The sequence below is a fragment of the Microvirga sp. P4_A5 genome, assembly GCF_056402495.1.
Genome location: NZ_JBFUHH010000055.1, coordinates 18,625 through 27,610, shown reverse-complemented (window position 1 = coordinate 27,610; position 8,986 = coordinate 18,625). Strand labels below are relative to the sequence as shown.

Sequence of the window (8,986 nt, the reverse complement as noted above, 5' to 3'; positions counted from 1 at the left end):
CGGATCGTCAATGACCTCGCCGCGCCCATGGCAATTCGGGCAGGTCCGCTCAATGGAGAAAAACCCTTGCGTCGCGCGGACGCGGCCCGCGCCCCCGCAGGTGGGGCATTGCTTGGGCTTGGAACCCGGCTTCGCTCCGCTGCCGGAGCAGGATTCGCAGGTGATCGCCGTGGGAATCTTGAGCTCGGCGGTCTTGCCCAGGAAGGCTTCCTCGAGGGTGATTTCCAGGTTGTAGCGCATATCCGCGCCGCGCTCGCGCCCGCCTTGGGCCCGGCCGCCCCGGCCCCGTGTCTCGCCGAAGAAATTCTCGAAGATGTCCGACATGAAATCGGAGAAATCGTTGCCGAAACCCGGGCCGCCGGCGCCGCCGCCATTGGCGAAGGCCGCGTGGCCATAGCGGTCATAGGCGGCGCGCTTCTGCCCGTCCGACAGCGTCTGATACGCCTCGTTGATTTCCTTGAACTTGACCTCGGCCTCATGATTCCCCGGATTCCGGTCGGGGTGATACTGCATCGCAAGCTTGCGAAAGGTGGTTTTGAGCTCCACCTCGGTGACCGTCTTGGAAACGCCGAGAACTTCGTAAAAATCACGTTTGGACATTATCGTTTGCCCCTCGGCCGATCTCGTCCAGGCGGCGTCAGCGCAGCCTCAACGTTCAGATAAGGGTGCCCCTTTTCATGGGCAATCCCCGGAGCGGGCCCCGGGGATTGCGTTGTTTTCTGGATCAAGCGCGCTTCTTCTTGTCGTCTTCGTCGACTTCCTGGAAGTCGGCGTCGATGACATCGTCCTTCTTGGCCTCGCCCTCGGGAGCCTCTTCGCCCCCTTCGGCAGCCTGGGTTGCCTGGTACATGGCTTCGCCAAGCTTCATGGAGGACTGCATCAGATCCGTCGTGCGGGCCTTGACGACCTCGGCATCCTCGCCGGCGAGCGCCTGCTTGAGGGCGTCGATGGCGGTCTGGATGGCCTGCTTGTCGGCTTCCGATACCTTGCTGCCGTACTCGGCCAGCGACTTCTCGGTGGCATGGACGAGGCTCTCGCCCTGGTTCTTGGCTTCGACGAGTTCGCGACGCTTCTTGTCCTCGGCGGCATTCGCCTCCGCGTCCTTCACCATCTTGTCGATGTCGGCTTCGGAGAGACCGCCGGAGGCCTGGATGCGGATCTGCTGCTCCTTGTTGGTGGCCTTGTCCTTCGCCGTCACGTTGACGATGCCGTTGGCGTCGATGTCGAAAGTCACCTCGACCTGGGGCATGCCACGGGGAGCGGGCGGAATGCCCATGAGGTCGAACTGGCCCAGCAGCTTGTTGTCGGCCGCCATCTCGCGCTCACCCTGGAAGACCCGGATGGTGACCGCGTTCTGGTTGTCTTCCGCGGTCGAGAACACCTGGCTCTTCTTGGTGGGGATCGTGGTGTTGCGCTCGATGAGACGCGTGAACACGCCACCCAGAGTCTCGATGCCGAGGGACAGCGGCGTCACGTCGAGAAGCAGCACGTCCTTGACGTCGCCCTGGAGCACGCCGGCCTGAACGGCCGCGCCGATCGCCACGACCTCGTCCGGGTTGACGCCCTTGTGGGGCTCCTTGCCGAAGAAGGCCTTCACGACTTCCTGGATCTTCGGCATGCGGGTCATGCCGCCGACGAGAACGACCTCGTCGATCTGGCCGGCGGAGAGCCCGGCATCCTTCAACGCCTTCTTGCAAGGCTCGACCGTCCGCTGGACGAGATCGTCGACCAGGGATTCGAACTTCGCCCGCGAAAGCTTGAGCGCGAGGTGCTTGGGACCGGTTGCGTCGGCGGTGATGTAGGGCAGGTTGATCTCGGTCTGCTGGGTCGAGGAGAGCTCGATCTTGGCCTTTTCGGCTGCTTCCTTCAGGCGCTGGAGGGCGAGCTTGTCCTTCGTCAGGTCGATGCCCTGCTCCTTCTTGAACTCGGCCGCGAGGTACTCGACGAGGCGCATGTCGAAGTCTTCGCCGCCCAGGAAGGTGTCGCCGTTGGTGGACTTCACCTCGAACACGCCGTCGCCGATTTCGAGAATCGACACGTCGAAGGTGCCGCCGCCAAGGTCATAGACCGCGATGGTGCCATGCTGCTTCCTGTCGAGGCCATAGGCGAGCGCGGCCGCCGTCGGCTCGTTGATGATGCGCAGGACCTCGAGGCCGGCGATCTTGCCCGCATCCTTGGTGGCCTGACGCTGGGCGTCGTTGAAATAGGCCGGAACGGTGATGACCGCCTGGGTGACGGGCTGGCCCAGATAGGCCTCGGCCGTCTCTTTCATCTTCTGGACCGTGAAGGCCGAGATCTGCGAGGGGGAATATTGCTTGCCGTCGACCTCGACCCAGGCATCGCCGTTCGGACCCTTGACGATCTTGTAGGGGACGAGGCCCATGTCCTTCTTGGTCATGGGATCGTCGAAGGTGCGCCCGATCAGGCGCTTGATGGCAAAGAAGGTGCGCTCGGGGTTGGTCACGGCCTGCCGCTTGGCGGCCTGACCGACGAGCCGCTCGCCGTCATCCGTAAAGGCGACGATGGACGGCGTCGTCCGCGCGCCTTCGGCGTTTTCAATGACTTTCGCCTGCGCGCCTTCCATGACGGCGACGCAGGAATTGGTGGTGCCGAGGTCGATACCAATAACTTTACCCATGGCGGGATCCCTCACTTTCAAGCAGACCGCCGAGCCCCGAAGCGGCCCGGCCCATGGCTGGAACGTTGATGATAATCGGAGACGCCCCGAACGAAGCGCCCCCAGTGCAATCGCTGATATAAGAAGGGGTCGAGAACGCCGCAAGTCGCTCCCGCGGCGAGATTTGTCTCAATCTTCGGGATCGTCGACCGAAGTGGCTCGGCGCAGCCGCTCGGCGGGTGACAAAATCCTTGTGGGGCTTTGACCCGCGAATCCAGCTTTCAGGCGCCGCGTTTCACGTCCGCCAGGGCCCTTCCGAGGGCATCCGCGAAGCTCGCGCGCTCGTCCGGCGAAAGATCGCGGGCGATGACCACCTCGTCGCCCCGGGACGCCAGGGCAAGTCGCTGCATCCCGAAATCCGGGTCGACCTGCTTGTCGAGCCGGGTCCAGAGGGGGTTGAAGCGCCATTCCCGGCCGTTCCCGCGCGAATCGACCTTGCGGAACAGCAGCCGGGCGGGCGTCAGTTCGAGGATCTCGAAGGCGAGGCCGTGGCGGTAATTGACCCGGAAGGCGATGTAGAGGCCGAGGAGATCGAGGCCGAAGAAGCCCACTACGGGCCAGAATCCGAGCACAATGAAGGGTAGGCTGACGATGAGCGAGGCGGCGCATACCAGGCCCATCAGCACACGGAACCCTTGCGGCCCGAGCGAGCGATGCGGCCGGATCTCGGCTGCGAAAACGGGTGTGTCCAAGCGGCGCTGAGGGGTGAGTAACATCTTGCGGCTCCCCGGGCGCTCATTATAACGCGCTCATGTCCGAACCCAAACGGTCGTCCCGCCGCATCTCCGCAACGCTTGCCGACACCGCGACGCCGCTGGCAACCAGTCGGGTGGTGGCCAAAAAGGCCGTGAGGCGAGCGGCCGTGCGGGCGCCGAAGCCGGTCGATCGGGCGACCCTTGAGGAAATCTTCCGTCGCTTCGCGGCGGCCGATCCGGAGCCGAAGGGCGAACTGGAATATACGAACCCCTACACGCTGCTCGTGGCGGTCGCCTTGTCCGCGCAGGCCACCGACGTGGGGGTCAACAAGGCCACGCGGGCGCTTTTCGCCGTGGCTGACACGCCGCAGAAAATGCTGGCCCTCGGGGAGGAGGGCCTGCGCCAGCACATCAAGACGCTGAACTTCTACAACACCAAGGCGCGGAACGTGATCGCCCTCGCCAAAAGGCTGGTCGAGGAGTTCGGCGGCAAGGTGCCGGAGAGCGTGGATGTCCTCGAAACGCTGCCCGGCGTCGGGCGTAAGACCGCAAGCGTCGTGGTGAATGTGGCGTTCGGAAACCCGCGCATCGCGGTCGATACCCACATCTTCCGCGTCACAAACCGCATTCCGTTCGCGGTCACGAAGACCCCGCTCGAGACACAGGTCGCGCTGGAAGCGCGGATCCCGCGCGAATTCCTGCTCAACGCCCACCATTGGCTGATCCTGCACGGCCGCTACATCTGCAAGGCGCGCAAACCCGAATGCTGGCGCTGCCCGATCAGCGATCTCTGCCGCTACCCGGACAAGACACTGGCCTGACGTCTCAGCCGAAGACGATGAGGCCCGCGAGACCGGCGGCGCCGACGATGATGCGCCACCACGCGAACGGCATGAAGCCGTGGCGGGAGACGTAATTCAACAGGGTCCTGACGACGAACAACGCCGACACGAAGGCTGCGATGAAGCCCACGACGATGATCTGGATGTCGTTCGTGGTGAGGATCTTGTAGTTCTTCAGAAGGTCATACGCGAAGGCGCCCGCCATGGTGGGTATGGCGAGGAAGAACGAAAATTCGGCCGCCGCGCGCTTGTCGGCGCCGAGCAGCATCCCGCCGACGATGGTAGCCCCCGAGCGCGAGACCCCCGGCACCATCGCGAGGCACTGGAGGAAGCCGATCTTCACATACATGGCGAGGGGAAACTTCGTGGCGTCGTTGTAGGTCGCCTTCAGCGGCATGGAATCGACGAGCATCAGCACGAAGCCGCCCGCGATGAGAGTCATGCAGACGATCCAGGGGTTGAACAGGACCTCCTTGATGAACCCATGAAGCACCGCGCCGATCAGGGCCGCGGGCAGGAAGGCGGCAAGGACGCCGATGATGAAGCGACGGGCATCGGGGTCGTAAGGCACTGCCATGGCGATTTTCCACAACCGTCCGAAATAGACCGACAGGATGGCGAGGATCGCTCCCAGCTGGATCAGCACTTCGAAGGTCTTGCCGGTGGATTCGAAGCCGAGGAAATGCCCGATCAGCAGGAGATGGCCCGTCGAGGAAACGGGCAGGAATTCCGTCAGGCCCTCCACGAGGCCGAGAAGGAGCGCCTCGAACATTTGCGACATGATGTGACGATCCTAAAGCCGGTCGGTCTTGCCAAAATCCGGCGCCACTTGCAGGCGAGACCGGCACCCTGTCAAGGAAGGCTGCGCGCTGCGCGCCGCACGCCTGCGTCAGGGACATGTGATTCACTAAAATTCCTTACGAACCCTTAAGGAAAGGCGGCCTTATTCTCGCCGCCTGTTTCGCGTCTGACACGCTCATGGCCATCCTGCATTCTTATCCTTTTTGCCCGCAATCGCGGTTTGCACGCCTTGTCCTGGGCGAGTTCGGCATCGACGCCGATCTTGTCGAGGAGARGCCGTGGGAGCGACGCCTGCCGCTTCTCGAGCTTCATCCCGGCGGCAACCTGCCGCTGCTGGTGGACGACGACGGGCTGCCGGTCCCGGGAGCGGGCGTGATCGCCGAATATCTTGATGATTCGCGGGGCGCCGCGCTGACGGATCGCCGTCTTCTTCCGCGCGGCGTGGTCGAACGGGTCGAGGTGCGCCGCCTGCTCGACTGGTTTCTGGTGAAATTTCACGACGAGGTGTCGGATTATCTCGCCACCGAGAAGATCTACAAACGTTTCATGCCCCTCGAACTCGGCGGCGGCGCCCCGGATATGACGGCGATTCGCGCCGCGCGGGCCAATGTGCGATATCACCTCGATTATATCGGCTACCTCATCGCCGCGCGGAACTGGCTTGCGGGCGACCAACTGACCTATGCCGACCTTGCGGCGGCGGCCCACCTGTCGGTGGTGGATTATCTCGGCGACGTACCATGGGAAGAGAACGAAACGGCGAAGCTTTGGTACGCCCGGATCAAGTCCAGGCCGTCCTTCCGCACGCTCCTGGCCGACCGGGTTCCCGGGATGGCGCCGTCCGTTCATTACGAGAACCTCGACTTCTGACCGGCGAGGCGCTCAAGCGCGCGTTCGTTGCGCGCGCGAAGGCGCTGGGTTTCGACATCGTGCGCGTCGCCCACCCCGATTCCATGCCGCTCGCGCCCGAGCGCCTGCGGGCCTGGCTGGGGGAGGGCCATCACGCCTCCATGGAATGGATGGCGGACACCGCCGATCGGCGCGCCGACCCGAAAGCCCTCTGGCCCGATGTACGGAGCGTTATTCTGCTGGGGCTCAATTATGCGCCTACGACCGATCCGCTCGCGGCCCTGACACAAAAGGATCGCGCCTCGATCTCCGTCTACGCGCGCAACCGGGATTATCACGACGTCATCAAGGGCAAGCTGAAGGAAGCCGCGGGTATTCTCGCCGTCAAGGGCGGCTCCGACGTGAAGGTCTTCGTCGATACGGCGCCGGTAATGGAAAAGCCCCTCGCCGAAGCAGCCGGCCTCGGTTGGCAGGGCAAGCACACGGTGGTGGTGTCGCGGGAGTTCGGAAACTGGCTCTTTCTGGGCGCAGTCTTCACCTCGGCGGATCTCCCCCCCGACGAGCCCGAGACCGACCATTGCGGCACCTGTCGCCGCTGCCTCGATATCTGCCCCACCAACGCCTTTCCGGCCCCTTACCAGCTCGATGCGCGGCGGTGCATTTCCTACCTCACCATCGAGCACAAGGGGCATATCCCGGTCGAGTTCAGGGCGCCGATCGGCAATCGGGTCTTCGGCTGCGACGATTGCCTCGCGGTTTGTCCGTGGAACAAGTTCGCGCAGGCGGGTCGCGAGGTGCGGTTGATGCAGCGCGAGGACCTTGCGGCTGTTTCCCTCGCGGACCTCGCCCGTCTCGACGACGCCGCCTTCCGGGCGCGCTTTTCCGGCACTCCGATCAAGCGGGCCGGGCGGGACCGGTTCGTCCGCAACGTCCTCATCGCCATCGGCAATTCCGAAAGCCCCGATCTGGCCGAGGAGGCCGCGCGTCTGCTCGACGATTCGTCGCCTTTGGTCCGCGCCATGGCGGTCTGGGCGGTCGCGCGACTGCTCCCGTCCGCGAATGTCACAGCCCTTGCCGCCGGACGGCTGGAAAGCGAACACGACCCGGATGTGCGCGCTGAGTGGCGGCGGGCTTTGTCGTCCCACGCCGCTGTCGAGACTATCCCATGAACCTGTTTGTCTTCGGGCTCGGCTATTCGGCCCATGCTCTGATCCGTTCGAGAGCCTGGACGCGGGTTGCCGGAACGGTCCGCACCCGTGACAAGGCCTTCCGGATGCGGGCCGAAGGCATCGCTGCCTACAGTCTCGACGAGGAAGCCTCGCTCGCCGATGAGATCGCGCAGGCGGACGCCATCCTGATCTCCACCCCACCCGCCGAGGGCGGGGACCCGACCTACCTGCAATTTGGCGAAGCCATCGCGGCAGCGCGAACCGGCACGTGGCTCGGTTACCTGTCGACCACCGGAATCTATGGCGATCAGGCCGGCGGTTGGGTCGACGAGGCGGTTCCGCCTCAGCCCCGCAGCGCGCGCTCGGCCCGGCGGGTGGAGACTGAGCGTCTCTGGCTGGAACTCGGCGAGCAGGCGGGATTGAACGTCGCGATCTTTCGGCTGTCGGGAATCTACGGACCGGGGCGCAACGCCCTCGTGGCGCTGGCGCGCGGCACCGCGCAACGGATCGTCAAGCCCGGCCAGGTGTCAAACCGCATCCACGTCGAGGATATCGCGCAGGTTCTGGCGGCGTCGATCGATCGTCCGCGCCAGGCTGCGATCTACAACGTGTCGGACAACGAGCCCGCGCCGCCGCAGGACATCATCGCGTTCGCCGCACAGCTCGCGGGCATTCCCGTGCCGGCCGATATCCCGGTGGAACAGGCCGATCTCAGTCCGATGTCGCAAAGCTTCTATGCCGAAAACAAGCGCATCTCGAACCGCCTGATCAGGGATGAACTCGGCGTCCGGCTTCGCTACCCCACCTATCGCGAGGGGCTGGTCGCGCTTCACGCCAGCGGGGAATTCGCCAAAGCGACGTGACGGTCGGCCTCGGCGCCGAAATGCCCGATATAGCGGGGATTGATGTTGGCGACGGGCAGGATCACCAGGACGTCGGTGGTGCCGAAGCGCCGGTCGACCACTGCGCCCCGTCCGAAGGACGCGCCCAGCCGCAGGTAGCCCTTGATGAGCGGCGGCAACGCGCGAAGCGCGGCCTTCTGGTCGATCATATCCTTGGGGACGAGATCCATGGCCGTGCCATGTTCCGGCAACGCCGATGCTGCCCACTCGCCCGAAGCGTTCGCAAAATGATGCAGGAAGCTCAAGGGCAGGGCGAGCTTTCCGGGGTCGGTGCCCTCGAGGCTCGCGCAACCCATCATCACGTCGACGCGGTGATGCAGCACGTAGGTCCAGATGCCGTGCCAGAGCAATTCGACCGTGCGCTTGTTGCGATAGGGCTGCAGTACGCATGACCGGCCGAGTTCCAGGAAACGCAGGTCCGGATGAGCGCTGATCATGGGCGTGATGTCGTATTCGCCCGCCGTGTAGAAGCCCCAATTCCGGTCCGCGATTTCCTGCCGCAACAGCCGGTAGGTGCCGACCACTTTCGGTTTCGCAGGTCTGAAGCGGCTGCTGTGGCCACTATGGTCCAGAACCAGCAGATGGTCGCAAAGCAGGTCGAAATCGTCGATGTCGCGCCGCGACAGCCGCGATGCTCCGCTCGCCGCCGCCGACATCTCTTCGAAGAAGACCTTGTAGCGGAGTTTCTGCGCGTGGCGGATTTCGCGCGTCGTCGTGGCGAGGCGCACCTCGAGCGAGCCGAGACGGCCGAGGCTTGGATCAAGGGTGCCGTGATCGCGCACGATCCGGTTCCGGCCCGGCAGAAGGTCGCTGATGTCGCGAGGGCCGACAGCGAAGGGCTGGGGCGGGACCGAGCCATCGGCAAGTCCCGGCATGATCGAAAGAGGAGCCATCGAAACCTTGCTGGGCTGCACGCCGGTCTGGGCGGCGCTCTCGCGGATGCCGCGGGACGATGGGTTCGCCTTGTTTCGTGACATAGGACTCATTTCGAACGGTTTTGTGACAGCGGAATCCGCAACGGATGAAGACCTCCAAGCTTGGCGATCGATCT

Annotated in this window: 9 protein-coding genes; 4 read left to right on the top strand and 5 right to left on the bottom strand. The window is 64.4% G+C overall.

All coding sequences use genetic code 11. The features are described from left to right. The 3 genes from AC1DVM_RS14785 to AC1DVM_RS14775 form a co-directional block, all read right to left on the bottom strand. The coding region (locus AC1DVM_RS14785; protein WP_477255387.1) for a DnaJ domain-containing protein at nt 1–600 on the bottom strand (600 nt) is incomplete at its 3' end. 124 nt (nt 601–724) lie between these two features. Continuing rightward, nucleotides 725–2,638: a molecular chaperone DnaK gene (gene dnaK, locus AC1DVM_RS14780; RefSeq protein WP_477255385.1), complete on the bottom strand. Its 1,914-nt coding sequence runs from the start codon at nt 2,636–2,638 to the stop codon at nt 725–727. Nucleotides 2,639–2,898: 260 nt separating this feature from the next. After that, complete coding sequence (locus AC1DVM_RS14775) at nt 2,899–3,393, bottom strand: DUF2244 domain-containing protein (protein WP_477255383.1); 495 nt, start codon at nt 3,391–3,393, stop codon at nt 2,899–2,901. A 35-nt stretch (nt 3,394–3,428) separates the two neighbouring features. Between AC1DVM_RS14775 and nth the strand changes: the two genes are divergently transcribed. After that, the gene (gene nth / locus AC1DVM_RS14770; protein ID WP_477255381.1) at nt 3,429–4,193 is read left to right on the top strand and encodes an endonuclease III; all 765 of its coding nucleotides are present in this window, start codon (nt 3,429–3,431) and stop codon (nt 4,191–4,193) included. 4 nt (nt 4,194–4,197) lie between these two features. On the opposite strand, the gene AC1DVM_RS14765 is transcribed toward nth, so the two are convergent. Beyond that, on the bottom strand, nt 4,198–4,995 hold the full coding sequence (locus tag AC1DVM_RS14765) for an undecaprenyl-diphosphate phosphatase (protein WP_477255379.1): 798 nt from the start codon (nt 4,993–4,995) through the stop codon (nt 4,198–4,200). A gap of 197 nt (nt 4,996–5,192) precedes the next feature. On the opposite strand from AC1DVM_RS14765, the gene AC1DVM_RS14760 reads away from it, so the two are divergent. Genes AC1DVM_RS14760 through AC1DVM_RS14750 form a run of 3 tightly spaced genes read left to right on the top strand, consistent with a single transcriptional unit; the run spans nt 5,193 to nt 7,896 of the window. Beyond that, a complete protein-coding gene (locus AC1DVM_RS14760; protein ID WP_477255377.1) occupies nt 5,193–5,885 on the top strand; it encodes a glutathione S-transferase family protein in 693 nt (230 codons plus the stop codon). Beyond that, a complete protein-coding gene (queG, locus tag AC1DVM_RS14755) occupies nt 5,882–7,033 on the top strand; it encodes a tRNA epoxyqueuosine(34) reductase QueG (RefSeq protein ID WP_477255389.1) in 1,152 nt (383 codons plus the stop codon). Before AC1DVM_RS14760 ends, queG begins: the two co-directional genes overlap by 4 nt. Continuing rightward, nucleotides 7,030–7,896: an SDR family oxidoreductase gene (locus AC1DVM_RS14750; RefSeq protein ID WP_477255375.1), complete on the top strand. Its 867-nt coding sequence runs from the start codon at nt 7,030–7,032 to the stop codon at nt 7,894–7,896. The genes queG and AC1DVM_RS14750 overlap by 4 nt, the downstream gene beginning before the upstream one ends. On the opposite strand, the gene olsB is transcribed toward AC1DVM_RS14750, so the two are convergent. Continuing rightward, the gene (gene olsB, locus AC1DVM_RS14745) at nt 7,863–8,912 is read right to left on the bottom strand and encodes a l-ornithine N(alpha)-acyltransferase (RefSeq protein ID WP_477255373.1); all 1,050 of its coding nucleotides are present in this window, start codon (nt 8,910–8,912) and stop codon (nt 7,863–7,865) included. The two genes, AC1DVM_RS14750 and olsB, sit on opposite strands and share 34 nt — an antisense overlap. Between the last annotated feature and the right edge of the window lie 74 nt (nt 8,913–8,986).

Bases quoted from the DNA above. Each gene is read 5' to 3' on its own strand.
- dnaK (WP_477255385.1), bottom strand. From the start codon at position 2,638: ATGGGTAAAGTTATTGGTATCGACCTCGGCACCACCAATTCCTGCGTC.
- AC1DVM_RS14775 (WP_477255383.1), bottom strand. From the start codon at position 3,393: ATGTTACTCACCCCTCAGCGCCGCTTGGACACACCCGTTTTCGCAGCC.
- nth (WP_477255381.1), top strand. From the start codon at position 3,429: ATGTCCGAACCCAAACGGTCGTCCCGCCGCATCTCCGCAACGCTTGCC.
- AC1DVM_RS14765 (WP_477255379.1), bottom strand. From the start codon at position 4,995: ATGTCGCAAATGTTCGAGGCGCTCCTTCTCGGCCTCGTGGAGGGCCTG.
- AC1DVM_RS14750 (WP_477255375.1), top strand. From the start codon at position 7,030: ATGAACCTGTTTGTCTTCGGGCTCGGCTATTCGGCCCATGCTCTGATC.
- olsB (WP_477255373.1), bottom strand. From the start codon at position 8,912: ATGTCACGAAACAAGGCGAACCCATCGTCCCGCGGCATCCGCGAGAGC.